We start from the raw sequence: 24,667 nt of genomic DNA, 5'->3' as shown, positions 1-24,667 counted from the left end.
GCGTGCTTTGCGGTAAAATTTTACGCATTCCAGAACCTGATGAAACAAAAAAAAGTCCCAATAAGGGACTTTTTTTAATTAAGCATTTTGTTCTAATTCCGTTTGAGGATGATATCCAAACAAGTGGTGTTCTTTTATAATTTCTGCAATACCTGGCGGAAGCATATGTTCCCAACCTTTTTTGCCTTGATTGATCATTTTTAAAATCTCGCGAGAAAAAACCTCTAAGTTGTGTGGGTCGTAATCTGTAATATCAACCACTTTTCCGTTGAACTTGAAGAACTTGTAAAGTTCTTTCATTCTTGGATGTACTTTTAAATTAGTTGAATTCATTAATTCTCCATTTTCATCCAGCATTGGATAAAGGAAAACTTTCATATCTCTGTAGAATAATTTTCCAAAAGCTTCTAGAATTCCACCGCTTAAGTGTCTGTAGTACTTCTCGTCAAAAATATCGACAAGGTTATTTACACCCATTGCTAATCCCATACGAGCTTTGGTATAATTAGCAAAATATTCAACTACTTTATAGTATTCTTGGAAATTCGAAATCATTACCGTTTGACCAAGTGAACAAAGTAATTCAGCTCTATCCATAAAGTCACGTTCGTCGATTTCACCGTCAGAACGTAAATTCGAAAGCGTAATTTCGAAAATAACTAATGTATTATCTTTTTCAACCTTGTTTTCTTCAAGAAACATCTTCAACGATTTCTCGTACATGTCCATGTTTACTTTTGTAACTGGGCGAAAACTTCCTCTTAAAGCTAAAAGGTTCTTTTTGTATAAAATGGCAGCCGGCAATATGTTTTTCCCTTCAGGATTAAACATAACCGCGTCAGTCATTCCGTTTTTCACCAATTGTAAACTCATCAAACGATTGTCAACATCAGCAAAACGAGGACCAGAGAAATTGATGGTATCGATTTCTAATTGATCTTTGTCTAAGTGATCATATAAATATCGAAGTAAGCGTTTTGGATCATTATATTTGTAAAAAGCACCGTAAATTAAGTTTACACCTAAAATTCCTAGTGTTTCTTGTTGTAATCTAGCGTCAGTTTCTCTAAAACGAATGTGAAGAATAATTTCGTTATAAGCTTCGTCGGGTTCAATTTGGTATCTAATTCCTACCCAGCCGTGTCCTTTAAATTGTTTGGCAAAATCTATAGTTGCAACTGTATTGGCATAACTAAAGAAAAGTTTTGTGGGATGTTTTTCTCTGCTTAAACGCTCTTCGATGATTTGCCCTTCGAGAGTTAACATCTTTTTTAAACGTTCTTCGGTTACGTAACGGCCGTCAGTTTCAATTCCGTAAATAGCATCACTAAAATCTTTGTCATAGGCAGACATGGCTTTTGCAATAGTTCCTGAAGAACCTCCGGATCTGAAAAAATGTCTAACTGTCTCTTGTCCAGCGCCAATTTCTGCAAATGTTCCGTAAATGTTTTCGTTTAAATTAATGCGTAAAGCTTTGTCTTTTATAGAGGGAATCTGTTCGATGACCTTGTCACCTTTGAGTTTTATTTCTGTACCCATTTTATTTTAAATAGATTTGTTACAAAGTTAGTAAATTAGGCTTCTAATGAAAGAGAAATAATCCTATTTTTGTAAAAAAATTAAGTTCAATTGAAGGTCTATTTTTTAGGTACTGGTACTTCTCAAGGCATTCCGATTATCGGAGTGGATCATCCTGTTTGCAAAAGCACTGATGCTAAGGACAAAAGGCTCCGCGTATCCATTTGGATTACTTGGAACGAGCACTCATTTGTAATCGATTGCGGGCCTGATTTCAGGCAGCAAATGCTTTCTTGCGGATGTCGTAAACTCGACGCTATTTTATTTACGCACGAACATGCAGATCATACTGCAGGTTTAGACGACATTCGTCCGTTTAATTTTAGACAGGGAGAAATTCCTATTTACGGACATGAGCGTGTATTAGGTAATTTGAGACGCCGTTTTGATTATGTTTTCGAAACTGTGAATAAATATCCTGGCGCTCCAAGCGTAAAAACTATCGAAGTCGAAAATGACAAACCTTTTGCGGTTGGTGATAAAATGGCGATTCCGATAAATGTAATGCACGGAGATTTACAGGTTTTTGGATATAGAATCGATGATTTTGCCTATCTAACAGATGTAAAAACAATTGAAACTTCCGAAGTCGAAAAACTTAAAGGATTGAAAGTTTTAGTTGTGAATGCTTTACGTGTTGAACCTCACGATACACATTTTAACTTGCAGGAAGCACTTGATTTTATTAATCTCGTAAAACCCGAAAAGGCTTATTTGACGCATATCAGCCATGTTTTAGGTTTTCACGAAGAAGTGCAGAAACAACTTCCAGAAAATGTTTTTCTGGCTTACGATAACTTAGAAATTACAATTTAATTATTCCATAAAAATGAAAAAATCCCTAATGCTTTATCTTTTTATCCTTGCGATATTAATGAATGTTTTTACTTATATGTTTTATAGCAGCGAAGTGAAATTCGGGCAGGAAAGATATGATAAAACGACTAAAAAGCTAAGAGACAGTATTCAATTAGTAAAAACTCAATTGGCTGATGCAAATTATTTTTCTCTTGAACATAATGAAAATGCGCAAAATTACTTTGATAACAGCGCTTCTGGAGGAAAAGTGATTTTATTTGAAAAATTGATTCCAGTTGTAACTGAGAAATTATTGGATTTTAACGCAAACCCAAAAGGGAATCCATACACAGGACAAGATCAAATTGGACCAAACAAATTTATTATCAATAAAGTGAAGATTTTAAACCACCGTTGGATTATTGCTGATTACAGTAATGGAGAATTATGGGGGGAAGTCTTGTTAAAATACTTTGTTGATAATGATGATAATATTACCTTTGAAGTAAACCAAACTTGGTTGTATCAAAAATAGGATTGTGTTATCCTGTTTTTTTATTAATTTAAATTTAATAGGATTATGAAAAAAATATTTTTGTTTTTGATTATTGCCGGAACATTTTCTTGTGCAAAAAAGGTTTCTCAGGATAAAGTAATTTCTAGTGAGCCAGAAAAAGAAGCAATTGTAGGTGGAGATTCTGATGCTCACGGATGTAAAGCCTCTGCTGGATACACTTGGTCAACGTTGAAAAAAGAATGTATCCGAATTTTTGAAGGAACAAGGTTAAATCATGCAGAAGATGGAAAAACATACACCACAGCTGCATATGTTATTTTTGATGGAAACAAAGCAGAACTTTTTCTTGATACTCAAAAAGAATCTATTATTTTAGAAAGAAAATCTGAAGGCGATTCTTGGAAAAAAGATGATCTAGAGTTAATTCCTTGGAAAGGTTATGTATTGAAAAAAGATGGTAAAATTATTTATACTGGAGAGTAGAAAGTAAAAAATGAAAAGAAAAAAGTGAGATGTNNACATCTCACTTTTTTCTTTTTACATCAAAAGCCAGTTTTTAAAATCAAAGAAATTCTGTGGCGCAACACCATGACCAACAGGATATTCTTTGTAAGTAACAGGAATATTCAGCCTTTCTAAAATTGCGGGAGTTTTTCTTGCCCATTCAATCGGAATAACTTGATCTACAGTTCCGTGTGAAGCGAATATTTTTAGGTTTTTAAAGTCGTTTTTCTCAAAACCTTCTTTGATGATTTCTGCATTAAAATAACCGCTCATCGCTACAACTCTCTGAATTTTTTCAGGATAAGAAAGTGCAGTTGCATAACTTAAGATTGAACCTTGGCTAAAGCCAATTAAAGTCACATTATTAGGGTCAATAGGATAATTGGCAACTAATTCGTCAATAAAATTGGCAATTATATCTCTTGATGTTTTTGCCTGTTCATTATCTGAAAATTTATTTTGGTCAGCATCAAAATTGATTGCGTACCAAGCGTAAGCACCATATTGTAAATCATAAGGCGCTCTTGCCGAAATGATATAATAATTATCAGGAAGTTCAGTTGCAAACGAAAATAAGTCAGCCTCGTTGCTGCCGTAACCGTGTAATAAAAGTAAAACAGGATTTTTGTCTAAAATAACTTTTGGTTCTCTTATTTTATATTCTAAAGATAGATTCATTTTTTTATTGTGAATTGTAAGTTGTGAAATGTGAGCTTCAGTCGCAGTTTCAAGTTTTAAACTTAGACAAAGTTCTTCAAGTTTGGAATTTAAAATATTGGAATTTTACTAACCGATAGATTTAAACCATTTTTGAAAAAGTTTTCCCACTAACGGAATTGGTTTTGTCTGCCCTTGAATAGCATTAAAAATACCAAAAGTCCAAAGAATTGAAATACAGATCCACATTGGAAAAGTGATAAAAAAGCTGTCGAAATTGCTGATAATTGCTCCGAAAGAAATAAAAGTAAGAGATAATCCTAAAGCTTGACGAATATGAAAAGAAGCAAAGCTGTTTTTGTTTTCAGAATTCATAGACATCGCTATCAAAACGCCAATAATTAAAATATAACTGGTAATAGCGATAGATTTTCCTTCTTCGATTGTATTGTTCATTGTATTATTTTGTAACAAGTTGATTTTGATTTAAAATTCCGTACACAGAACCTTTAATTTCAGTTCCTAAAAAGGCAGAATTTTTAGATTTTGAAAGGATATTTTCTTTAGTAAAAGTCGATTTTCCTTCCGGAGTAAAGAAAGTTAAGTTTGCTTTAGAACCTTCGGTAATTGTGTTGTTTTCAAGTCCAAAAACAGCTCTTCCAGAAGTTAGTTTTGAAACTACAGTTTCTAATGGTAAAACAGTCAATAAAGCTCCAAAAGCACTTTCTAAACCAATAGTTCCGTTTTTTGCCGTGTCAAATTCCATTTTCTTGAATTCGATATCAATCGGATTGTGGTCAGAAGTAATCATATCGATAGTTCCGTCAGCAATTCCGTTAAGTAAAGCCTGTCTGTCAACTTCAGTTCGTAAAGGCGGAGTAACTTTAAAACGTGTATCAAAACCGTCCAGTTTTTCATCTGTTAAAACCAAATGATGTACAGATGCACTTGCAGTTACGTTTAAACCTTTTGCTTTAGCTTCTCTAATTAATTGAACTGATTTTGCTGTAGAAATGGTTGGAATATGAAGTTTTCCTCCTGTATATTCCAGTAAAAATAAGTTTCGAGATATTTGAAGTTCTTCAGCTAAATCAGGAATTCCTTTTAATCCTAAACGAGTCGAAACAATTCCTTCGTTTGCAACGCCGTTTCCTTTTATGTTTGGGTCTTGCGAATAAGTAATTACCAAACCGTCAAAATCCTGAACGTATTGCAGCGCAATTTTTAGCAGATTGGCATTATCAATACTTTTGTTGTAATCTCCAAAAGCAACAGCATCGGCTTTTTTCATGTCAAACAATTCTGCCATATCTTTTCCTTCGCTGGCTTTTGTTAAAGCTCCGATTGGGAAAATTTCTGTTGCAAAACCATTTGCTTTATTTTTTACAAAATTTACCTGAGACTGATTGTCAATAATAGGGAAGGAGTTTGGCTGAAGAGCAATTGCTGTAAAACCGCTTTTTGCCGCAACGTTTAATCCGTTTTCGATAGTTTCTCGGTCTTCATAACCTGGTTCTCCTAGTGAAACACTGCTGTCAAACCATCCTTGAGAAACATGAAGATTATCAAATTTTACCTCTGTTGCATTGTCGTTTCGAAGTGAAACGCCAATTTTTTCTATTAAACCATCTGCAATTAAAAGATCAACAGTCTGGTTATGAAACGGACTTTTTGAGTCGATAATTTTGGCGCTTTTGATGATTATTTTCATATGTAGAGAAATTTATTTTTTTATTTACAGATTCAGCTTTTGTCATTTCGACGAAGGAGAAATCGCATCCAATTTTCTGTGCAGTACGTTCTCAGCTTGTGTGATTTCTCCTTCGTCGAAATGACAAACATGCTAAAAAAATTACTTCACGAATTTTATAATCGCCATTTCTAATGCTAAAAATAACAGTGCAAAGATAACAAACCATTTCCAAATTTGGCTGTCTGTGCGCTCAGTTTGTAAGGTATTAAAAATGGTCGAAATTGTATCTGCAGTTTTAAAGTTAGAAACTACATTGGTATTTACCTGACTTAAATCACTTTCTGATCGTTTGTAATTAAAACTTAAATTTTCAATCCATTCTTTTTTGTCAAAAATGCTGTAATTTCCAGCTGTTTCAGGAAAATCATTAAAAGTCAGTTTTACTTTATTGTTTAATATCTGCTGAATCGGAATGAAAGAATCATCAGTTCCTTTTACTTCTAGAATTGCATCTTTTGTTAGTAAAACATCAACAAAATAAGGTTGATTGTTTCCTATGGTTAAAGCATTTACGCCTGTTTTCTGATTATTTTGTCCCATTTTATAAAATAACGGAACAATTAACGGCGATTGCTGAAAATTTGAATTCTCTGTGTTTATCGGCGCTGAAAAAACGGTAATTCCAGAAACTTGATTTTGAATTGTTGTTACAAATGCAGTTTGATCTTCATAAGATAAAACGGCTGGATAAGGACTTGAAACATCAAATGAATTGTTTGTTTTTGGGTATTGAAAGTTTGTGATTTTATTCTCAAAAACTCCTGAAAACAAAGGATGATCAAAATTGATTTTGGTAATCAATTTATTTTGAGCTTTTAGCGTATTAAATTGAACCTTTCCAAAATTTCCTAAAAAGGAATTTAAATTTGAAATTGAACTTTTTTCAGACGGAATTAGAACTAAATTTCCGCCTTTAGAAACAAAAGCTTTTAAAGTGGTTTGTAAGGCTTGCGGAATCTCAACTAATTCGTTTAAGATGATTGTATTTTGCTTTTCTAAACTATTATAGTCGAGAGAACCAATTGCATAATTATTATAATTGAATTCGGCAGAAGTGTAAATTCTAGATAAGAAATTACTTTTTTCAGGTTCTCCGATGCTGATTACGTTAGTTTTTTTGTTTTTAGAGATACTGAAAAACAGTTTGTTGTCATACGTTAAACCATTGTCTTCAATAGAAGCATAACCATGAAAGGCTTCTTTTGGTATCGTGAAGTTGATTTTCTTTTTCTTCGCATCAAAATTGATAATTGTTTTAGCAATTAATTTGTTTTGATTGTATAAAGAAGTCGAAATAGGCTTAAAATCTTCTCCATAACCCGACAGGTCAACCGTTATTTCGTAAAAATTTTCTAATGTCTGATTGATGTAAACGCTGTCGATAGAAACATTGTTTTTTTGTTCTGCTTGAGGAACTATGAAATAGGGTTTTTCTTCCTGATCAATGTTTTTTACGTCATTTTCGGTCAAGCCAACAGCATCAGAAATAATAACGATATCTTTTTTATGTGCTGATTTATGGGCTTTTATTTTTGCCATAATCGACGAAAGTTCAAATGGCGTTGCGCTGTATTTTAAATTTTGTAATGCACTTTTAGCCGATTTAATATCAGTATTCCAATAATTTTCGGTGTTTGTCAGCAATGAAAATTGCGCAGTTTCAGGCGTATTTTCTAATAATTCCTGAACAGCTCGTTTTAGCAATTCTCCTTTTTTTCCTTTTGCCTGCATACTAAACGAATTATCTAATACAATATACATTTCGTTTGAAGCATTTTTACTGTCTTTGGCTTCAAAAAAAGGCTGTGCAAAGGCTGTAATAATACATGTAAGTAATAATAAGCGAGTTGCCAGTAATAGTCGTTTTTTGATTTTCGAACTTTTACGAGTTTGAATAGCAAGTTCTTTTAAGAAACGAACATTGGTAAAATAGGAGGTTTTAAAACGTCGTAATTGAAATAAATGAACCAAAATTGGAACGATCAATAAAAAAAGGAAGTATAGAATTTCGGGATGTTTAAAATGCATTCTGGCTTCGATTTACTTCACTACGTTTTGTTTTTCGCGAAGATGCTGGTCAAAAATACAAATTTTTTAATTAAACCTTATAAGTAATGTAATGGATTATGAGCAGAACTTAATAAGATAAAACTTAAGCCTACTTATGGGGCTTGTATGATAAATTGCTTTTTGAAAAATGTAACTTTTAAGACTCTATTTGTAATGGCAAAAATGATATAAATGCTTATTTTAGCGTATTCAAAAAATTAAGTATGAAAAAAATATATCTAGTGTTATTTTCAGCTTTAGTATTTACAGTTGCTAAAGCTCAAAATAAATTTAATTTATTAGTAGGAACTTATACGAATACCTGCCCAAGTAACGGAATTTACGTTTATGAATTTAATGCTGATTCTGGAGAATTTAAATTAAAAGGATCTTCAGAAAATGTAGTCAGTCCAAGTTATTTGTCAGTCTCAGCAGATAATAAGTTTATTTATGCTGTAAATGAAAATGGAGATCAAAGTGCGGTAAGTGCTTTTGGTTATGATTCAGCTTTAGGAAAGGTTACTTTTTTGAATAAAAATGATGCTTTAGGAGCAGATCCCTGCCATTTGATTAATGATGATAAAAATGTGATTATAGCAAATTATTCAGGTGGAAGCATCGCTGTTTTTAAGAAAAATGCTGATGGCAGTATTTCTGAGGCGCAGCAATTAGTTCAGCATCAAGGAAAAGGGCCAAATGCAGCACGTCAGGAAAAAGCACATGTGCATATGGTTTGTTTTTCGCCAGATAAAAAGTTTGTATTATCGAATGATTTAGGTTTAGATAAAGTTTTTATTTATAGATACAATCCAATTGCTAAAAACGAAATATTGACGTTAAAAGGAAGTGTGGATGTAAAACCAGCAAGCGGCCCAAGACATTTGACTTTTAGTAAAGATGGTAAATTTGTTTATCTGGTTCAGGAATTAGACGGGACATTGACAACTTTTAGTTATGATAACAAAACTGGAAGTTTAAAAGTAATTGCTGAAACTAGTATTTTACCAAAAGGATTTAAAGGCGGCACTGGGGCTGCAGCGATAAAGATTTCGCCTGATGGGAATTTTTTATACGTTTCTGATCGTGTAGATGTTAATGCAATTTCAGTTTATAAAATTCTAAAAAATGGAAGTATAGAATTAGTAGAACAGCAAAGCACTTTAGGAAAAGGACCGAGAGATTTTGCAATCGATCCAACGGGAAATTATTTGTTAGTAGGACATCAATACACCAATGATATTGTTATTTTTAAAAGAGATATTGCAACTGGAAAAATTACGGATACAGGGAGAAGAATTCAATTGTGTTCGCCTGTTGGGTTGGTTTTTACGAAGATATAGTTTTTTTTGAGGTTCTGAGGAGCTAAAGTTCTAAGATACTAAGATAAAATAAAGGCTCAAAAGATTCAAAGTAAAACTATGAATCTTTTGAGCCTTTTATAATTTTGAAAAAAAACTTAGCACCTTAGTCCCTCAGCACCTTAGCGTCTAAAATTTTATTTGTTGCTGTCTTTTCTCTTCTTATCTCTCGTTTTCAACATATTTCGATTGACAGAACCGTGTGTTTTCTTTTTTGTTTTTGAAGGTCCGCCAAGATTAACTTTTTTATTCTTTTTAGATTTTTCGTGAAAAGCTCCGTCACCTTCAAGTTTTACTTTTTTCATTAAAAACTTAATTGGCTGCTTGTCTTTTTCAGGTTCAATTAGTTTCGATGAAATTTCGACTTCTTCAGGGAAATCGGTAATTTCAAGTTCTTGGTTCATTAAAACTTCGACTTCAACTTTAAATTCTTCTTCTCTAGGGGTTACAAAACTAATTGCGGTTCCAGTTGCATCAGCACGACCTGTACGACCAATTCTGTGCATGTATAATTCTGGTAATTCTGGAAGTTCGAAGTTAATAACGTGAGAAATATCAGAAATATCTAAACCTCTCGCCATAATATCTGTAGTAATCAAACCGCGAAGATTTCCTTCCTGAAATTCAGCCATTGTACTCAAACGGTAATTTTGAGATTTATTAGAGTGAATTACACCAAATTGTCCGTCAAAATCTTCTTCGATTCGGGTATGAAGCATATCCGAGATCTTTTTATTGTTTACAAAAACTAAAACACGATCCATGCTTTCATCAGTTTGAAGCAAATGTTTTAGAAGATTTACTTTTGTATTGAAATTTGGAACATTATAAGTGATTTGAGTAATTTTTTCTAGTGGTGTTCCAGATGCTGCAAGCGTAACTTCTTCTGGGAAATCAAAATAATCATTCAAAATATCATCTACTTCATCTGTCATTGTTGCAGAGAATAAGATGTTTTGACGTTTTGCTTTCATCATTGCCAAAAGCGCCGTCAATTGCGTACGAAAACCTAAATTAAGCATTTCGTCAAACTCATCAATTACTAATTTTTGAGTTTCATCAAAACGAACAACAGCGTCTAAAGCTAAATCCATTGTGCGTCCAGGAGTTCCAACTAGAATATCGACACCTTCGTAAACGGCTTTTTTTTGTGTATTGATGTTTACACCTCCATAAATTCCAAGTGTTTTAACCGACATGTACTTGGTTAGTTTCTCTACTTCTTCAACAACTTGAACTACTAATTCACGAGTTGGTACAAGTACAACAATTTTTGGTGTATTAGTATTTGTGAATTTGTATAATTTTAAAAGAGGCAGTAAATAGGCAAATGTTTTACCGGTACCAGTTTGCGCAATTCCCATCATATCGCGTCCAGACATGATTACAGAGAAAGATTTTTCCTGAATAGGAGTTGGCGTAACAAATCCCAGTTCGTCGATTGCTTTTTGTAAAGATTTTGGAAGATTGAATTTTTCGAAAGTGCTCATTTGCATTAAATTTTGTGCAAATGTACATTAAAATGGCGGTTAGATCACTAAATTTTTCGAATCATCTAACTATTTGTTGCTATAATTGTTTGATTTTCAATTTTAAAACCCTTCAAAAACACCTAAGCCAAACAAAGCAAAATCGTATTTTACAGGATCTTGAGCATCCATTTCTCGTAATTTTTGATCTAATTGAGCAAGTGCTTTACCATCGTTTTGTTTTCGCTCTAAAATACCTAATTTTCTAGCTACATTTCCAGAATGAACGTCAAGCGGGCAAGATAATACGGATGGAGAAATAGATTTCCAGATTCCTAAATCGACACCTTTTGTGTCTTGGCGAACCATCCATCGTAAATACATATTGATGCGTTTTGCTGCCGAATTATTGAGAGGATCTGAAATGTGTTTTTGTGTTCGAGGTAAATGATCGATTTCGAAAAAGATTTTTTTGAACTCGCTTATGCTTTTTTGTAAACTGTCTTTTTCCTGATTTTTAGCAAAAACAGCTTCAAGTCCGTTGTGATTTTTGTAAATGTGCTGGAGACCTTTAATGAATCCGCCAAAATCTTTTCCGTTGAATGTGCGGTGAACAAAAGTTTCTAAATCGGCTAAATTATCTTCAGAATGTGACATGACGAAATCATAAGGCGTGCTGCCCATTAATTCCATCATTTTATGCGAATTTTTGATAATCATTTTGCGATTTCCCCATGCAATTGAAGCGCTTAGAAAACCTGCAATCTCAATATCTTCTTTTTGAGTAAATAAATGCGGAATCTGAACAGGATCACTTTCAATAAAATCCTGATTGTTATATTGAATGACTTTTTCGTCAAGAAATTCTTTAAGTTCTTTTTGGTTCATGTTGAAATGAAATATTCAAATAATTAGAAAATCTAATTACTAATCTGGCCGTCGACCATAATTAATTTTCTATCAGCCATATTGGCTAATTCTTCGTTGTGAGTTACAATTACAAAAGTCTGTCCAAATTCGTCACGAAGCTGAAAAAACAATTGATGTAGATTCTCTGCCGAATGTGTGTCGAGATTTCCAGAAGGTTCATCGGCAAAAATAACATCTGGTTTATTAATTAAAGCTCTTGCAACCGCAACACGCTGTTGCTCTCCGCCCGAAAGTTCGTTTGGTTTGTGATTGATTCTGTGTGATAAACCAAGATATTCTAAGATTCTTTTAGCTTCCTTTTCAGTTTCGGCTTTTGGTTTGTTAGCCATAAAAGCAGGAATACAAACGTTTTCTAAGGCAGTAAATTCTGGTAATAGTTGATGAAACTGAAAAATAAATCCAAGATTCAAATTTCTAAAATCGGATAGTATTTTGTCCTTCTTGCTTTTCTTTTTGAAATATCTTGTATAATAAACGAGCATTAAAATTATTGGTAAAAATAAAGCGCCAATTGTGATTAATCTTATTATTTCGTCAAAGATTTTAGTTCTGAAAAACAGTAAAAAAACAGCCAGAAGTATGATGTAAATCGAACTTGTCCAAGTAATGATTTTAAATGTTCTTTCTTCTTTTGAATTATCAGTTTCAACATCTTGCAGTTTCAAAACATTTTCGCCATTGATCGTTAATGATGAATCAGGATTGCTGTCAGGTTTGTCTAAAGTTCCTAGAATTTGTAGTAAAGTTGTTTTTCCTGCACCAGAAGCTCCAACGATCGAAACAATTTCGCCTTTTTTAATATGTAAATCAACTCCCTTTAAAACTTCAAGTTTATCGTAGAATTTATGTATGTTTTTTGCGTGTATCATGTAGTGAAACTGTTTTTACAAAGAAACAAAGAATCTCTCGATATAAAAATGGGTTGTAACAGAATTTTATGAATAACATTTTTAACGCAATAAATAAGTGGGTTGTGAGAAAAACAACATAAATTAGTAATAAAATTTTTAGATCGTATTTATGAAAGTTTTATTGAATATCAAATTAAAACTATTTCTATTTGCAGCCACAGTATTTATCATTTTTATAAGTGCTAAAGTTTATGATAAAAACTCTTTTGTAGTGTATACAATTGATACTAAAAAGCAAGATTTGAGATTGTTTTGGAAAAATGAAAATGGCGAAAAATTTAAAAGCATTCAGCATTTAAAAGACTGGATTGAAAAGCAAAATCAGGTTTTAGATTTTGCAATGAATGCGGGAATGTATAATAAAGAAAATTCGCCTCAAGGACTTTATATCGAGAAACAAAAAGTATTAACAGCATTAGATACAACAAACGATGTTGGAAATTTTTATTTAAAACCTAACGGAGTATTTTACATAACAACAGGAAATGTGCCGGTAATTTGTAAAACGGAACAGTTTCAAAATAATGAAAAAGTAAAGTATGCAACGCAATCTGGTCCTATGCTGGTTATTGATGGAAAAATACATCCCGAATTTAAAGAGGGGTCTTCTAACTTGAATATTAGAAACGGTGTTGGAATTCTGCCAAATGGGAATGTAGTTTTTGTACTGTCTAAAAAAGAAATAAATTTTTATGATTTTGCAGCGTATTTTAAAGGCTTAGGATGCAGGAATGCGCTGTATTTAGATGGTTTTGTGTCGAGAGCTTATGTGCCTTCGGAAAAGTGGATTCAAACGGACGGAAATTTTGGTGTGTTATTTGCAGTAGTTAGAAAAAAATAAAGATGAATAGGATGGAAATCGAAGAAACAACAGTTGTAGAAGATAACAGAATGTCAAAGTTAATAATTGGTTTAATTTTGGATGGAATTGGTATGATTTCATTTTCAATTCCTTTAATTGGCGAATTTTCAGATGTTATTTGGGCGCCAATTGCGGCTCTTATTATGAGCAGAATGTATAAAGGACGTATTGGAAAAGTGGCTGGAGTTTTGACTTTTCTCGAAGAAATAATTCCGTTTACAGATATTATTCCTTCTTTTACACTTACTTGGATTTATACCTATTTCTTTTCGAATGAACGTATGAAAATTTAGTCTTTAAACAAGAATCCTAGTCCCATGTTTTTAAGCATTTTCTTTTCGAAGTTCCAAAAGAATTTAAACTGCCCAAAAATGGTTCCGATAGCGACCAATAAAACTTGATAAATTGGAAAAATAATAATAAGACGAATTAAGGTAAACCAAACTCCAAAATCTTCTTTGGTAATGCCTAACCAAATGCAAAATGGCTTAGAGAGCCAAGCAGATGCCGATCCTGTAATGGCAAAAACTATAAGTATAATAATGGCTTGTAGATTTGAGGTAATTCCCCAACGTTTCTTTAATCTATTCATTGCTATTTGTAATGATTACAAATATACTATATTATCTTGATGGGACATAACCCCAAAGCTTTTGTTTGTAAGTATTTTGAAAATAAATCATATAATTATAAATAAGGTAATTTACTTCGTAACCATAATGTATATCTCGTCGGTAATCGATCGTCATTTCGTATAAATTTGGATTGTAACGCTGTGGCTGCATAGCTCTATTGTTCCATTCGGTTACGTACAAATAATTTTTATTTTCTAGGTAGGTTAAGGAATAATAATTTCGCGGATAAGCTCTGGAAGCAAGCCAAGTATTAAAGCCGTTATCTATTATTATTACTTCATATTCTAACGAATCATTTGCAATTCTAACAGTATCATTTCCTTTCTTAATAGAATTATCAGCAGCAGCAACATTTTTTGAAGCTGTAGAACACGCAACTATAGTCAGAATAAAAGCGAATATGGAAATATATTTTTTCATGGTATTTAAAATTCAAATCTAAATTTACGAATAAATCAGCAGAAGAGCTTGCTATTTAACTTTTGTATAAGAGGTTCAGAAGTTCAAAACTGTAAATGTTTAGAGATGTTTTTTATAAAAAAAGCTGTTTTACTTTTAGTAAAACAGCTTTTGAAGTTTATATTTTAAGTCTGCGTTCCTTTATAACTAAATGGTTTATTTATTTTCCAAATAATTTTCCTAATAAGCCGCCCAACCCGCCGCTTTTGGTTAAAGCTGCAGCATCAGCAATATCAACTTTTCCGTCGTTATTTTGGTCTAAACCAAATTGCATTCCGTATTTAGAAATAGTATCCATTATATTTGAAGCCTGTCCGCTATTTCCAGAAATAGAGCTGATAATATCTGTAATTTGAAAACTGCTGTCGTTTGGATCTTTTGCCTTATTAACTAACGAATTTAAGATTTGCGGGATCATGTTTGAAGCTACACCAGAAGAATCTGCACTGCTTAAGCCGAATTTTTCGCCCAAGCTTCCAGTTAATTGCTGCGTGATTTGTTGTACTACAGGATTTGAACTGTCTATTGGAGAACTTCCGTTAAACAAACCTGCAAGCTGTTCGCCACCGCCTTCAGATGCGATTTTTTGCAAGCCTGCAAATATTGAAGTACTTGTTTCGCTTATTACTGCTTCGTTATGTTCGTTTGGGATAGCTGTATTGTTTACAACAGCATCACCTCCGTATTGCTGTACTAATTGTGTTAGTTGTTCAAACATGATTAAAAGAGTTTTTAGATTAGAACTCAAATTTAATCAAAAAAAGAAAGGGATTTATTAAACGATGTTAATAAATCCCTTCTAAATAATTTAGATATAATTAATTAGCTCAATAAAGTAATAATTTGTGAAGCTAATTCAGTACCAATTCTGTCTTGTGCTTCTCCTGTTGCAGCACCGATGTGAGGCGTAAGAGAAATTTTAGAGTGCATTAAAATTGCCATTTCTGGTTTTGGTTCGCTTTCAAAAACATCTAAACCAGCAAAAGCAACTTTTCCTGAATCTAAAGCTTTTACTAAAGCTACTTCGTCGATAACCCCGCCGCGAGCACAGTTTACGATTCCAACGCCATCTTTCATGATTTCAAGTTCTTTTTCTCCAATGATATAACCATTTTGAGCAGGAACGTGTAATGTAATGAAATCAGCTTCTTTAAACAATGATTCTAATGATTGAGAAACGATTGTAGTTGTGATAGATTGTCCGTCAAAAAACTCCACTTTTACATCAACTTGCGGAATAAAGCTGTCAGCAGCGATAACTTTCATTCCTAAACCAAGCGCCATTTTTGCAGTAGCTTGACCAATACGTCCAATACCAACAATACCAAGAGTTTTACCTCTTAATTCAGTTCCGTTAGCGTAAGCTTTTTTCAAACCGTCAAAGTTTGAATCTCCTTCAAGAGGCATATTTCTGTTAGAATCATGTAAAAAACGAACACCAGAAAACAAGTGTCCAAAAACCAATTCAGCCACAGATTCTGATGATGAAGCAGGAGTATTAATTACATGAATTCCTTTGCTTTTAGCATAGTCAACATCGATATTGTCCATACCAACTCCGCCGCGTCCAATAATTTTTAGTCCAGGACAAGCGTCAATAATATCTTTACGAACTTTAGTTGCAGAACGAACTAAAACTACGTCAACGTTGTTTTCGTTTACAAAATTTGCTACTTGTTCTTGTGCTACTTTTGTAGTTATAACTTCAAAACCACCTTTTTCTAAGGCTAGAATTCCACTTTTAGAAATTCCGTCGTTAGCTAATACTTTCATTGTGTGTTTATTGTTTATTTGGTTAATCGATTTAACTATTTAATCGTTTATACGTTTAATTGTTTAATCGATGAACCAATATTATAATTTTTTCTTTTTTTTGATATTTAAGTTAGCTGGAAGAAATTAAACAGTTAATCAAATTAACGATTAACCGTATAAACGATTAAACCAGTTAAACTTTGCTTTCTAATGCTTTCATTACATCAACTAAAACCTGAACACTTTCAATTGGCATAGCATTGTAGATAGAAGCTCTATAACCACCAACAGAACGATGTCCTGGTAATCCAGAAATTCCTGCTTCTTTCCATAAAGCATCAAATGCTGCAGTGTGATCAGCATTGTTCAATAAGAAAGTTACATTCATTTTTGAACGATCTTCTACAGCAGCTGCACCTTTAAATAATGGGTTTCTGTCGATTTCAGCATAAAGTAAATCAGCTTTTGCGTCATTTAGTTTTTCAACAGCAGCTATTCCACCTTTTTCTTTAATCCATTGTAAAGTTAATAACGAAACATATACAGCAAAAACAGGAGGAGTATTGTACATACTTTCTGCTTTAATATGTTTAGCATAATCTAACATACTAGGAATTGTTCTTCCGTTTTTTTCTAAAATTTCTTCTTTAATTACTACCAATGTAGTTCCTGCAGGTCCCATGTTTTTTTGAGCTCCAGCATAAATTAAATCAAATTTTGAGAAATCTAATTGACGTGAAAAAATATCAGAACTCATATCGCAGACAACAGGAACTTTAGTTGCTGGAAAGTCTTTCATTTGAGTTCCAAAAATGGTATTATTACTTGTGCAGTGAAAATAATCTGCATCAGATGGTATTTCGTATCCTTTTGGAATATGATTGTAATTTTCTTCTTTCGAAGATCCTACGATAACAGTTTCTCCAAAAAACTTAGCTTCTTTAATAGCTGCTGCTGCCCAAGTTCCTGAATCTAAATAAGCCGCTTTTCCATTTTCTTTCATCAAGTTGTAAGGAGCCATTAAGAATGCTGTACTTGCACCACCTTGTAAAAATAAGGCTTGATATCCTTTTCCTTGAAGTCCTAATAATTCTAAAGCAAGCGAACGAGCTTCATCCATTACAGCAACGAAATCTTTGCTTCGGTGTGAAATTTCAAGAATCGATAATCCTGAATCATTAAAATTTAAAACTGCTTTTGATGCCTTCTCAAAAACTTCCTGAGGTAAAATACTTGGTCCTGCGCTGTAGTTGTGTTTTTTCATGGTTGTTGTTAATAGTCGAAATTTTAAAGACGCAAATTTCGGCAATAGGAGCTGAAAAAGCGATAAATTATTCGAAATATTTGAACATTTTATTACTTTGTTGTTAACAAAAACGTTATAGTATCAACGTTATCTGCATAATCCCACAATTGCGGATTTTGAGTTTGACCAAATGCAGTACTGTTTTTAATCAAATTATTGCTTACAATACATTGTATTTGCTCTTCGTCTGCTTCAAGACGAGTTTGTAAACTTTCAAGATCTTCATAATATTCATAAAAAACGCTCGAAATAGGTGAGGCATAACTAGAATCTTCTTTCAGGGTCAAAAAGCCATTATCAAGCAATTTAAAATTACTCATTAAAAAAACCGCTTTGTTGTAATCGTAATTATTAGCGTATTTTTCATAATGAATAACATCCTGATATTTAAAAACAGCTTGAAAAAACGCATCAAATGAATAGCCTTTTGGTACAAAAAGTTTAGAAACATTTCGGCATCCTAAACCAAAATATCTAAAAATATCTTCGCCAAGAGCTTCTAATTCTTCATGAGTTTCTTTTCCGTTTAGTATCGCAGCCGAATTTCTGTTTTTTCTGATGATTGAAGGTTTGTCTTTAAAATAATATTCAAAATATCGTGCTGTATTGTTACTTCCTGTAGCAATTACAGCATCAAAATTTTCTAATTTTCCTTCAACAAAAGTGATCTTATCTTTTAAATTTTCATCAACAGCAATTAAGTACTTTGCCAAAAACGGCAATAAATGCTGGTCATTAGAAGATGTTTTTATTAAGGCTCTGTTTCCAGTTATTATAACAGATAAAAAATCATGAAAACCAACTAACGGAATATTTCCGGCTAGAATTAAGGCAACAGTCTTTTCTTTTTTATCGCTTTGAGCAAACTCAGACGAATAATTTGAAAACCATTTATCAATGTTTTCTTCCGTTAAAGCATCTGCCCATGATTTTATGGCAAAGAAAACCTGTTCAGGAGTATACCAGCCATTGTGAGATTGTGATAAAGTTATTAGTTTTTCAAAATCATCAAAAAAAGCTTCATTGTATAAAACGTCAGATTTTTTCACGGATTCCTTTTCAGAAAACTGACTTAAAAATTTTCCTAATTCAACAAAAACACTTTTTTTTGTTTCTAATGTCATAATGTTTGTTTATGAAAGGTTTTGATTGTAATTTTGCACAAAAATAAGCTATATTAAGTTATAAGGCAAAGCCGAATAAAATGTTTGACATTTTTAATGGGAATCTGATAACTTTTAACTCGTAATCAAGAATAAAATGGCAATAATTATAACAGACGAATGTATTAATTGTGGGGCTTGTGAACCAGAATGCCCAAATACAGCAATTTATGAAGGAGCTGATGATTGGAGATACAAAGACGGAACTAGTCTTTCAGGAAAAGTAATTTTACCAGACGGAACTGAAGTTGATGCAGAAGATGCACAAACTCCAATTTCTGACGAAATCTATTATATTGTTCCAGGAAAATGTACAGAATGTAAAGGTTTTCATGATGAACCTCAATGTGCTGCTGTATGTCCTGTTGATTGTTGTGTACCAGATGATAATCATGTAGAAGATGAAGAAACCTTGTTAAACAGACAAGCGTTTTTACATGGAGATGAATAATCTTTCTGAATAAATGATAAAAAGAAAATCCTGAATATTATGTTCAGGATTTTTTTTGCTCAAAATTTAAGGTTTTGTGAAGAGGCTATTTTGTTGGTTTTTAGTATTTTGATTTTTGGTTTTCTTAATTTGTAAGAATAAAATTAATACTTTAGTTGAAAATTTAAGATTGCCTATGAGGAAAATTATACTTCTATGTATTGTGTTATTCGGTACTAGTATTTCTGCACAAAACGAAGAGCATTCTATAGTTGTAAAAGATATAGAAACGCAGTTACCTATCGAAAATGCAACGATTGTTGTTTTGAAAACCAAACAGATTTTGTTAACTAATAAAGATGGCAAAGCTGTTTTTGTGTTAAGCGGAGGATCTAATATACAGGTTTCTGAAACTAATTATGAGAGTTTAACTATTCGATGGGCTTCCTTAAAAGAAAGTAATTTTGTAGTTTATCTAAGCAGTAAGAATAATAAACTAGATGAAGTTGTTTTGTCTAAACAATCACCTCAAAAAGTACTTCAAAAAATAGTTTCTAATTCTGTACATATGCTGGCCGCATCTTATAGGCTAAAAGTATATGTAAGAGAGTTTTTTATGCTCGATAACCAGTATTCTTATTATAATGACGGGCTTGTTAATTTTCAATTCGTTGGAAATCAAAAAAAAGCAGAAACAACACTTTTGGTAGAACAAAACAGATCTTATGGGATATTAGATACAGATGTAAGTGCAGATTTAAAAGGTTATAATTTGAATAATATCATGGAAAATTATTCGAACTTAAAATATTTTGAACTGCTTTTAAGTTCAAAAGCAAAAAAGGAATACGATTTTATTATAAAAGGTCATTCCAAGAATAAAGATTACTATGTTATGACAGTTACACCTTTGGAGAAAGCAAAAGAAGCAATTGATAGTTTTGAAATTATTTACGATCCAGAAAAGAAACTTATTCTAGAGTTTACAATTGATGCAACTCCGAAAAATATTGACAAATTGGAAGAAAAGACGACTATAAATTCAAAAAATATTACAAGATCATTTGTAAAAGTAGATTATAGATTTGATGGCAAGAATTATTATTTGTTGAGCTCAAACGAAGAAATAGCTTATAATCTTATTTTAAAAGATGCAGTTAAAAATATTCAAGTGCGTAACAGTTTTACAACAACAAGTTTTAATAAACAAAATTTTACTTATAGGGAAAGTGATGTTTTTAAAGAGAAATCGCTTTTTAATAAAAAGAATAAAATCCTGACCAATTACTGGGATATTTCAGGATTAACAGCTACAGATGAAGAAAAGGCAATTGTAAGTTCCTTAGAGTTTAAAATGTAGTTTTGATTAAAATAACAAAAAAAATCCTGAAGTTTATTCAGGATTTTTTTGTGTAAAATTATTATTTAGAAGCATGATTTCTCGAGTTTTGAAAAAAAAAATGCTGCTGAATAAAAGTAATTTTATTAATAAACATTTTTACTTCGCTTAAGAGCTATTAAATCTTATATTTGCAAAATTTTAAAGTCCAAAAATATCATTTTGGCATAAAGAGAAAGAAAAACTTAAAATTATAATCCATTAAGTAATACTGCTTAGTGGCTTGACTCCAGAAATTTGGAGTCTACTAAAAATAAATAGAAACAACAGATGAAAGCAGGAATTGTAGGATTACCAAATGTTGGAAAATCAACATTATTTAATTGTTTATCTAATGCAAAAGCGCAAAGTGCCAACTTTCCGTTTTGTACAATCGAACCTAATATTGGTGTTGTAAACGTTCCAGATCCAAGAATCAATAAATTGGAAGAATTGGTAAAACCAGAGCGTGTACAAATGGCAACGGTGGATATCGTAGATATTGCAGGTTTGGTAAAAGGTGCAAGTAAAGGTGAAGGTCTTGGAAATCAGTTTTTAGGAAACATTAGAGAGTGTAATGCAATTATTCACGTTTTGCGTTGTTTTGATAATGATAATATTGTACACGTTGACGGAAATGTAAATCCAATTCGTGACAAAGAAACTATCGATATCGAGTTACAGTTAAAAGATTTAGAAACGATCGAAAAACGTTTAGAAAAAGTAAAACGTGCAGCTAAAACTGGAAACAAAGAAGCTCAAACTGAAGAAGCTTTGTTAAACAGAATTAGAGAAGCATTATTGCAAGCAAAATCTGCAAGAACAATTATTCCTCAAAACAATGATGAAGAAGTTCTTATGGAAGCTTTTCAATTAATTACTGCAAAACCAGTTTTATACGTTTGTAATGTTGACGAAAGTTCAGCAGTAAACGGAAACAAATATGTTGATCAAGTTCGCGAATTAGTAAAAGACGAAGAAGCTGAAGTTATTATTCTTTCAGTAGGCGCAGAGGCAGATATTACAGAATTAGAAAGCTACGAAGAGCGTCAAGTTTTTCTAGAAGATATGGGATTAACTGAGCCGGGAGCATCAGTTTTAATTCGTGCAGCTTACAAATTATTAAAGCAGCAAACTTACTTTACCGCTGGTGTAAAAGAAGTTCGTGCTTGGACAATCAATATTGGAGCTACAGCACCACAAGCTGCTGGAGTTATCCATACTGATTTTGAAAAAGGGTTCATCCGTGCCGAAGTGATTTCATACGAAGATTACGTTCAATACGGTTCTGAAGCAAAAGCAAAAGAAGCTGGAAAATTTAAAGTTGAAGGAAAAGAATATGTGGTGAAAGATGGAGATGTAATGCACTTCCGTTTCAACGTTTAATTTTTTTATTAAAGAAAAGAATAAAGAAGAAAGAGAATAGACTAAAACTGCTGGAGAGATTCAGCAGTTTTTTTGTGCCTAAAAGTTAATATTCACAAAGTATGTCATTTCGACGAAGGAGAAATCTTCGCAAGTAGCTCCGCAACGAAAATCGCCAATCTTTGTCGAGTTTCTAGCGGAGATTTCTCCTTCGTCGAAATGACAAACTGTACTTTTGCGTTGTAGTTTTTTTTTAAAATCCGTTCAAATCCGCGCTTTCGCGAAAGCGAATCAGTAAAATCCGTGTGCCATTTCGCAAATGAATTAGCAACTTGAAAAAATTTGGCTCAAAAATTGGTTAGAGAAAAATTAACCAATTACTAATCTAAAACCAATCAATCAAAATGCTAAAAAAAACTTTCAAATTTCTAGGCTGGACACTTTTCGGAATTTTTACTTTTCTGGCTTTGTACATTTCATCAGTTTTAATTATTTCGAAAATCACAGTGAATTCAGATGTTGCAAAAGTTGAAGAAGAAAATGCGATTCCAATTTATATTCTTTCAAACGGCGTTCATACCGATATTGTCGTTCCGATAAAAAATGAAATTAAAGATTGGCGAAATGAAATTCAATTCAATCAAACCCAATCAAAAGATTCAATAATGAATTTTATCGCTTTTGGCTGGGGCGACAAAGGTTTTTATCTCGACACACCAGAATGGTCTGACTTAAAAGCAAGCACAGCATTGAAGGCTGCGTTTGGAGTGAGTTCATCCGCTGTACATACTACATTTTATAAGCAATTACAAGAAGGAGAAGACTGCAAACGTATTTTGATTTCAAAAGAAAATTATCAAAACTTGGTTGCTTATATTTCTGAAAGTTTCGATAATCCATCAAAACCAGAATGGATTGAAGGTCACAGCTACGGAAAAAAAGATGCCTTTTATGAAGCGAAAGGAAGTTACAGTCTTTTTTACACCTGTAATACTTGGGCAAACTGTGCTTTGAAAGCCGCAAATCAAAAAGCGAGTTTATGGACGGTTTACGATAAAGGAATTTTTTGTCATTATAAATAATTACAGATATGAAAAAGTTGATTTTATTTTTAACGATAGTTTCAATGAGTATTTCTTGTAAAAAAGCAGATTTGGCGGCAGAATCTGGAGGTTTAGCATTTTGTTTTGAGAATCCTCAACCCATTAATGATTCTGAACTAAATAGTTTTCCTTCTAAATTTAAAGGATTATATATTAACACAGATTCTACGCTTTTAAGAATTGACGATTATAGAATTTCTAAGGAATATTATTTTAAATTCAGGATTCACAAACAAAAACTAGATTCTTTAAAATCTGAATTTGACCTTGTTGATGGAAAATTAATTTCTAAGGACACAAAATATAAATTTGATGTATTAAAAAAAGGAGATTCAATTGAATTATCTAGAAAAGAGATAGATACGTTGTTTAGGTTGTCGTATAATCAGAGACTAAAACGTATCAATGGGCAGTTGGTTTTAAGTACAAGAGATTCTGTTTTTTGGAAAATAAAAATGATGTCTCTAGAAAAGAATGTTCTTAAAATTAAGAGTATCTACTTACCAGATGACTTAAAGAAATTGGATTCCGTTACTGCTGTAAAAGCAAAAATGATAGATTCGCTTTCTTATTTGATAAAACCAACAAGAAAAGATTTTAAAAATATTCTGAAAATTAAAAATCTAGGCTACGATCAGGAATTTAAAAAAGTTTCAAACTGAGACATGGAAAAAATATAAAATTCCATCACAATACAAGAATTGATTTTTTTTTATAAATGCTTAAATTTGAGAGAATCTCAAAGAATATGCAGATGAAAAATCAAAATGTATTTTCAAAATCCTGGTATTTATTAAAAACGACATTTTTAGAATTTAATGATGACAATGCTATAAAGTTAAGCGCAGCATTATCGTATTATACCATTTTTGCATTACCTCCTTTATTGATAATTATAATTACTATTTGCGGCGTTTTTTTTGGAGAAGAAGCTGTTACAGGGCAATTGTATGGTCAAATCAATAGGTTGGTTGGGAATAATGCTGCAGTACAAATTCAGGAAGCAATTAAAAACGTTCAATTATCAGACAGCAACTTATTTGTAACGATTTTTGGGGTTATAATGCTGTTAATTGGAGCTTCGGGAGTTTTTGCCGAAATTCAGAGTTCGATAAATTATATTTGGGGATTACGGGCAAAACCTAATAAAGGTTTGAAAAAGTTTATTCAAAACAGAATAATGTCATTTTCAATGATTGTAACTGTTGGATTTTTAATGCTTGTAAGTCTAATGCTCAATGCGACACTCGACGTTTTAAATGCGCGATTAAAGCTTTATTTGCCAGATACTACTGTTTACTTGTTTTATATTATAAATTTAGTAATTGTTTTAGGGAGTATTACATTGCTTTTTGCAATTATATTCCGAACTTTACCTGACGGAGTTATCAAATGGAAAGATGCTTTTATTGGCGCTTCCTGCACCGCAATTTTATTTATGATTGGTAAATTTGCGATTGGGCTTTATTTAGGAAATTCAACAATTGCCAGCGTATATGGTGCAGCTGGTTCCGTAATTATAATATTGGTCTGGGTGTATTATTCCGCCATTATTTTATATTTTGGAGCGGAATTCACTAAGGTTTATGCAAAAACTTTTGGTGGCAGTATTTCACCAAATGAGTACTCTGTAGAAATACAAAAAGAGATTTTTGAAATTGAAAACGTCTAAAAAAATAAACCATGT

25 protein-coding genes and 2 pseudogenes are annotated in these 24,667 nt (G+C 32.3%); 12 read left to right on the top strand and 15 right to left on the bottom strand.

Features of this window, described 5'->3' with window-relative positions:
• Positions 1–78: 78 nt before the first annotated feature.
• Entirely contained in the window at positions 79–1,539 is a 1,461-nt protein-coding gene (locus tag B0A75_RS01100) for a TonB-dependent receptor (RefSeq protein ID WP_089052441.1), read from the bottom strand.
• A 90-nt stretch (positions 1,540–1,629) separates the two neighbouring features.
• On the opposite strand from B0A75_RS01100, the gene B0A75_RS01095 reads away from it, so the two are divergent.
• Genes B0A75_RS01095 through B0A75_RS01085 form a run of 3 tightly spaced genes read left to right on the top strand, consistent with a single transcriptional unit; the run spans position 1,630 to position 3,376 of the window.
• Positions 1,630–2,394 carry an MBL fold metallo-hydrolase gene (locus B0A75_RS01095; protein ID WP_089052440.1) on the top strand — a complete coding sequence of 255 codons (765 nt, stop codon included), beginning with the start codon at positions 1,630–1,632 and terminating at the stop codon, positions 2,392–2,394.
• A gap of 13 nt (positions 2,395–2,407) precedes the next feature.
• Complete coding sequence (locus B0A75_RS01090; RefSeq protein ID WP_089052439.1) at positions 2,408–2,911, top strand: hypothetical protein; 504 nt, start codon at positions 2,408–2,410, stop codon at positions 2,909–2,911.
• Positions 2,912–2,956: 45 nt separating this feature from the next.
• Entirely contained in the window at positions 2,957–3,376 is a 420-nt protein-coding gene (locus tag B0A75_RS01085; protein ID WP_244284327.1) for a hypothetical protein, read from the top strand.
• 54 nt (positions 3,377–3,430) lie between these two features.
• Here B0A75_RS01085 and B0A75_RS01080 read toward each other — a convergent pair whose 3' ends face one another.
• The 4 genes from B0A75_RS01080 to B0A75_RS01065 form a co-directional block, all read right to left on the bottom strand.
• Complete coding sequence (locus tag B0A75_RS01080; protein ID WP_089052438.1) at positions 3,431–4,075, bottom strand: alpha/beta hydrolase; 645 nt, start codon at positions 4,073–4,075, stop codon at positions 3,431–3,433.
• A 108-nt stretch (positions 4,076–4,183) separates the two neighbouring features.
• A complete protein-coding gene (locus tag B0A75_RS01075) occupies positions 4,184–4,510 on the bottom strand; it encodes a hypothetical protein (protein WP_089052457.1) in 327 nt (108 codons plus the stop codon).
• Positions 4,511–4,514: 4 nt separating this feature from the next.
• A complete protein-coding gene (locus B0A75_RS01070) occupies positions 4,515–5,765 on the bottom strand; it encodes a dihydroorotase (RefSeq protein ID WP_089052437.1) in 1,251 nt (416 codons plus the stop codon).
• A gap of 141 nt (positions 5,766–5,906) precedes the next feature.
• Positions 5,907–7,835, bottom strand: a complete 1,929-nt coding sequence (locus B0A75_RS01065) for a vWA domain-containing protein (RefSeq protein WP_089052436.1) — start codon at positions 7,833–7,835, stop codon at positions 5,907–5,909.
• 245 nt (positions 7,836–8,080) lie between these two features.
• On the opposite strand from B0A75_RS01065, the gene B0A75_RS01060 reads away from it, so the two are divergent.
• Positions 8,081–9,196, top strand: a complete 1,116-nt coding sequence (locus tag B0A75_RS01060; protein WP_089052435.1) for a lactonase family protein — start codon at positions 8,081–8,083, stop codon at positions 9,194–9,196.
• 155 nt (positions 9,197–9,351) lie between these two features.
• On the opposite strand, the gene B0A75_RS01055 is transcribed toward B0A75_RS01060, so the two are convergent.
• The 4 genes and pseudogenes from B0A75_RS01055 to B0A75_RS20835 all read right to left on the bottom strand — a co-directional run.
• Positions 9,352–10,704: a DEAD/DEAH box helicase gene (locus B0A75_RS01055; protein ID WP_089052456.1), complete on the bottom strand. Its 1,353-nt coding sequence runs from the start codon at positions 10,702–10,704 to the stop codon at positions 9,352–9,354.
• 102 nt (positions 10,705–10,806) lie between these two features.
• Entirely contained in the window at positions 10,807–11,571 is a 765-nt protein-coding gene (locus B0A75_RS01050) for a TIGR02757 family protein (RefSeq protein WP_089052434.1), read from the bottom strand.
• Between the two features lie 32 nt (positions 11,572–11,603).
• Positions 11,604–12,053, bottom strand: a pseudogene (locus B0A75_RS20840) (ABC transporter ATP-binding protein); the annotation flags it as partial.
• 216 nt (positions 12,054–12,269) lie between these two features.
• Positions 12,270–12,482, bottom strand: a pseudogene (locus tag B0A75_RS20835) (ATP-binding cassette domain-containing protein); the annotation flags it as partial.
• Between the two features lie 151 nt (positions 12,483–12,633).
• Here B0A75_RS20835 and B0A75_RS01040 point away from each other — a divergent pair.
• Positions 12,634–13,365 carry a phosphodiester glycosidase family protein gene (locus B0A75_RS01040; protein WP_089052432.1) on the top strand — a complete coding sequence of 244 codons (732 nt, stop codon included), beginning with the start codon at positions 12,634–12,636 and terminating at the stop codon, positions 13,363–13,365.
• Between the two features lie 11 nt (positions 13,366–13,376).
• A complete protein-coding gene (locus B0A75_RS01035; protein WP_165765071.1) occupies positions 13,377–13,679 on the top strand; it encodes a hypothetical protein in 303 nt (100 codons plus the stop codon).
• On the opposite strand, the gene B0A75_RS01030 is transcribed toward B0A75_RS01035, so the two are convergent.
• The 6 genes from B0A75_RS01030 to B0A75_RS01005 all read right to left on the bottom strand — a co-directional run bounded on the left by B0A75_RS01030 (position 13,676) and on the right by B0A75_RS01005 (position 18,665).
• On the bottom strand, positions 13,676–13,978 hold the full coding sequence (locus B0A75_RS01030; protein WP_089052431.1) for a DUF6787 family protein: 303 nt from the start codon (positions 13,976–13,978) through the stop codon (positions 13,676–13,678). The genes B0A75_RS01035 and B0A75_RS01030 overlap by 4 nt on opposite strands.
• 31 nt (positions 13,979–14,009) lie before the next feature.
• Entirely contained in the window at positions 14,010–14,441 is a 432-nt protein-coding gene (locus B0A75_RS01025; RefSeq protein ID WP_089052430.1) for a DUF6146 family protein, read from the bottom strand.
• Positions 14,442–14,640: 199 nt separating this feature from the next.
• Positions 14,641–15,198, bottom strand: coding sequence for a DUF937 domain-containing protein (locus B0A75_RS01020; protein WP_089052429.1), 558 nt, complete (start codon positions 15,196–15,198; stop codon positions 14,641–14,643).
• Between the two features lie 104 nt (positions 15,199–15,302).
• Entirely contained in the window at positions 15,303–16,253 is a 951-nt protein-coding gene (locus B0A75_RS01015) for a D-2-hydroxyacid dehydrogenase (protein ID WP_089052428.1), read from the bottom strand.
• A gap of 175 nt (positions 16,254–16,428) precedes the next feature.
• Positions 16,429–17,499: a 3-phosphoserine/phosphohydroxythreonine transaminase gene (gene serC, locus B0A75_RS01010; RefSeq protein ID WP_089052427.1), complete on the bottom strand. Its 1,071-nt coding sequence runs from the start codon at positions 17,497–17,499 to the stop codon at positions 16,429–16,431.
• A gap of 92 nt (positions 17,500–17,591) precedes the next feature.
• The gene (locus tag B0A75_RS01005; protein WP_089052426.1) at positions 17,592–18,665 is read right to left on the bottom strand and encodes an acyl-CoA reductase; all 1,074 of its coding nucleotides are present in this window, start codon (positions 18,663–18,665) and stop codon (positions 17,592–17,594) included.
• 136 nt (positions 18,666–18,801) lie between these two features.
• On the opposite strand from B0A75_RS01005, the gene B0A75_RS01000 reads away from it, so the two are divergent.
• The 6 genes from B0A75_RS01000 to B0A75_RS00975 all read left to right on the top strand — a co-directional run bounded on the left by B0A75_RS01000 (position 18,802) and on the right by B0A75_RS00975 (position 24,652).
• A complete protein-coding gene (locus tag B0A75_RS01000; protein ID WP_089052425.1) occupies positions 18,802–19,155 on the top strand; it encodes a 4Fe-4S dicluster domain-containing protein in 354 nt (117 codons plus the stop codon).
• A 175-nt stretch (positions 19,156–19,330) separates the two neighbouring features.
• Positions 19,331–20,494, top strand: a complete 1,164-nt coding sequence (locus tag B0A75_RS00995; RefSeq protein WP_089052454.1) for a hypothetical protein — start codon at positions 19,331–19,333, stop codon at positions 20,492–20,494.
• A 309-nt stretch (positions 20,495–20,803) separates the two neighbouring features.
• Positions 20,804–21,898, top strand: a complete 1,095-nt coding sequence (gene ychF, locus B0A75_RS00990; protein WP_089052424.1) for a redox-regulated ATPase YchF — start codon at positions 20,804–20,806, stop codon at positions 21,896–21,898.
• Between the two features lie 383 nt (positions 21,899–22,281).
• Positions 22,282–22,959 carry a TIGR02117 family protein gene (locus tag B0A75_RS00985; RefSeq protein WP_089052423.1) on the top strand — a complete coding sequence of 226 codons (678 nt, stop codon included), beginning with the start codon at positions 22,282–22,284 and terminating at the stop codon, positions 22,957–22,959.
• 8 nt (positions 22,960–22,967) lie between these two features.
• On the top strand, positions 22,968–23,642 hold the full coding sequence (locus B0A75_RS00980; RefSeq protein ID WP_089052422.1) for a hypothetical protein: 675 nt from the start codon (positions 22,968–22,970) through the stop codon (positions 23,640–23,642).
• A 92-nt stretch (positions 23,643–23,734) separates the two neighbouring features.
• The gene (locus tag B0A75_RS00975; protein WP_089052421.1) at positions 23,735–24,652 is read left to right on the top strand and encodes a YihY/virulence factor BrkB family protein; all 918 of its coding nucleotides are present in this window, start codon (positions 23,735–23,737) and stop codon (positions 24,650–24,652) included.
• Positions 24,653–24,667 lie beyond the last annotated feature (15 nt).

Source organism: Flavobacterium oncorhynchi, from assembly GCF_002217355.1.
GTDB lineage: Bacteria > Bacteroidota > Bacteroidia > Flavobacteriales > Flavobacteriaceae > Flavobacterium > Flavobacterium oncorhynchi.
Note: the sequence above shows the minus strand (reverse complement) of the source record. Positions and strands in the feature narration are given on the sequence as shown.

Coding starts and splice junctions, on each gene's coding strand:
- B0A75_RS01070 (WP_089052437.1), bottom strand. CDS start 5,765: ATGAAAATAATCATCAAAAGCGCCAAAATTATCGACTCAAAAAGTCCG.
- B0A75_RS01080 (WP_089052438.1), bottom strand. CDS start 4,075: ATGAATCTATCTTTAGAATATAAAATAAGAGAACCAAAAGTTATTTTA.
- serC (WP_089052427.1), bottom strand. CDS start 17,499: ATGAAAAAACACAACTACAGCGCAGGACCAAGTATTTTACCTCAGGAA.
- B0A75_RS01055 (WP_089052456.1), bottom strand. CDS start 10,704: ATGAGCACTTTCGAAAAATTCAATCTTCCAAAATCTTTACAAAAAGCA.
- B0A75_RS01020 (WP_089052429.1), bottom strand. CDS start 15,198: ATGTTTGAACAACTAACACAATTAGTACAGCAATACGGAGGTGATGCT.
- B0A75_RS01085 (WP_244284327.1), top strand. CDS start 2,957: ATGAAAAAAATATTTTTGTTTTTGATTATTGCCGGAACATTTTCTTGT.
- B0A75_RS01040 (WP_089052432.1), top strand. CDS start 12,634: ATGAAAGTTTTATTGAATATCAAATTAAAACTATTTCTATTTGCAGCC.
- B0A75_RS00980 (WP_089052422.1), top strand. CDS start 22,968: ATGAAAAAGTTGATTTTATTTTTAACGATAGTTTCAATGAGTATTTCT.
- B0A75_RS01005 (WP_089052426.1), bottom strand. CDS start 18,665: ATGACATTAGAAACAAAAAAAAGTGTTTTTGTTGAATTAGGAAAATTT.
- B0A75_RS01090 (WP_089052439.1), top strand. CDS start 2,408: ATGAAAAAATCCCTAATGCTTTATCTTTTTATCCTTGCGATATTAATG.
- B0A75_RS01060 (WP_089052435.1), top strand. CDS start 8,081: ATGAAAAAAATATATCTAGTGTTATTTTCAGCTTTAGTATTTACAGTT.
- B0A75_RS01015 (WP_089052428.1), bottom strand. CDS start 16,253: ATGAAAGTATTAGCTAACGACGGAATTTCTAAAAGTGGAATTCTAGCC.
- B0A75_RS01035 (WP_165765071.1), top strand. CDS start 13,377: ATGGAAATCGAAGAAACAACAGTTGTAGAAGATAACAGAATGTCAAAG.
- B0A75_RS01065 (WP_089052436.1), bottom strand. CDS start 7,835: ATGCATTTTAAACATCCCGAAATTCTATACTTCCTTTTTTTATTGATC.
- B0A75_RS01030 (WP_089052431.1), bottom strand. CDS start 13,978: ATGAATAGATTAAAGAAACGTTGGGGAATTACCTCAAATCTACAAGCC.
- ychF (WP_089052424.1), top strand. CDS start 20,804: ATGAAAGCAGGAATTGTAGGATTACCAAATGTTGGAAAATCAACATTA.
- B0A75_RS00995 (WP_089052454.1), top strand. CDS start 19,331: ATGAGGAAAATTATACTTCTATGTATTGTGTTATTCGGTACTAGTATT.
- B0A75_RS01050 (WP_089052434.1), bottom strand. CDS start 11,571: ATGAACCAAAAAGAACTTAAAGAATTTCTTGACGAAAAAGTCATTCAA.
- B0A75_RS00975 (WP_089052421.1), top strand. CDS start 23,735: ATGAAAAATCAAAATGTATTTTCAAAATCCTGGTATTTATTAAAAACG.
- B0A75_RS01000 (WP_089052425.1), top strand. CDS start 18,802: ATGGCAATAATTATAACAGACGAATGTATTAATTGTGGGGCTTGTGAA.
- B0A75_RS01100 (WP_089052441.1), bottom strand. CDS start 1,539: ATGGGTACAGAAATAAAACTCAAAGGTGACAAGGTCATCGAACAGATT.
- B0A75_RS01025 (WP_089052430.1), bottom strand. CDS start 14,441: ATGAAAAAATATATTTCCATATTCGCTTTTATTCTGACTATAGTTGCG.
- B0A75_RS01075 (WP_089052457.1), bottom strand. CDS start 4,510: ATGAACAATACAATCGAAGAAGGAAAATCTATCGCTATTACCAGTTAT.
- B0A75_RS00985 (WP_089052423.1), top strand. CDS start 22,282: ATGCTAAAAAAAACTTTCAAATTTCTAGGCTGGACACTTTTCGGAATT.